Here is a 1,010-nt window from a genome sequence, read left to right as displayed (position 1 = left end):
CGAGATGGTGGTGACGCGCATCTTCGATGCACCGGCCCGGATCGTATTCGAGGCCTGGACCAATCCGGAGCTGTTTGCGCGCTGGTGGGTGCCCAAATCCATTGGCATACCGCTGCGCTCGTGCGAGATGGACGTGCGCACCGGCGGTACCTACCGCCTCGAATTCGGCAAGGACGCCGAAAACACCTGGGCCTTCTTCGGCAGATATCTCGAAGTGGTGCCACCGTCGCGGATCGTCTGGACTAACGAGGAAGACGAGAACGGCGCCGTCTCGACGGTGATTTTCGTGGAAAAGGACGGCAAGACGCTGCTGACCTTCACCGAAGTCTACCCCACCAAGGAAGCGCTCGATGAATCCCTGGGTGGAATGGAAGGCACGCCCGAACAGTTCGAGCAGCTCGACGAACTCCTCGCCACCCTCAGCGCCGGCGGCGCGTAACTGGAGAGCCGTTGCAAAAGGCGCGGTTGCGAACACCGCGCCACTTTGGCGACGGGTTCTGAGTTATGTCGCCTGCTTCAACCCGCTACAGGCCGACGCGCCGCATATGCTCAGGTGGATAGCGATTGCCTTCCACCGGCATAGTAGTCTTGCTCTCGTTGAGCTCACGCAGATCGCTCTCCGAGAGGCGGACATTGAGCGAGCCAATGTTCTCGTCGAAGCGCTGAATACTGCGCGTGCCGAACAGCGGGACGATCCAAGGTTTTTGCGCCATCAACCAGGCAAGGGCGACCTGTGCCGGCGATGCGCCATGCGCCTCCCCGATGCGGCGCAGCATATCGACCAGGCGTTGGTTGGTTTCCCGGTTCTCTGGCTGAAACCGCGGAACCGTGTTGCGCATATCCTTGTCACCGAACTTGGTGCCGGCATCGATCGTGCCCGTCAGGAAGCCTTGCCGAGCGGGCTGAATGGCACCATGCCGATCCCCAGTTCCTCCAAGGTCGGAATGACCTCGTTCTCCGGCTCGCGGGTCCAGAGCGAATATTAGCGCTGCGACTGGCTGAACCGCATG

Annotated in this window: 2 protein-coding genes; one reads left to right on the top strand and one right to left on the bottom strand. The window is 61.4% G+C overall.

Going from position 1 to position 1,010, the window contains the following annotated elements; translation table 11 throughout:
- On the top strand, positions 1–439 hold a 439-nt coding region (locus JP75_RS24790), incomplete at its 5' end, for an SRPBCC family protein (RefSeq protein ID WP_035087963.1).
- 85 nt (positions 440–524) lie between these two features.
- Here the strand turns inward: JP75_RS24790 and JP75_RS26090 are convergent.
- On the bottom strand, positions 525–1,010 hold a 486-nt coding region (locus JP75_RS26090; protein WP_280114013.1), incomplete at its 5' end, for an aldo/keto reductase.

Origin of the sequence: Devosia riboflavina (genome assembly GCF_000743575.1) — a bacterium.
GTDB lineage: Bacteria > Pseudomonadota > Alphaproteobacteria > Rhizobiales > Devosiaceae > Devosia > Devosia riboflavina.
This window is presented reverse-complemented; position numbering and strand designations above follow the sequence as displayed.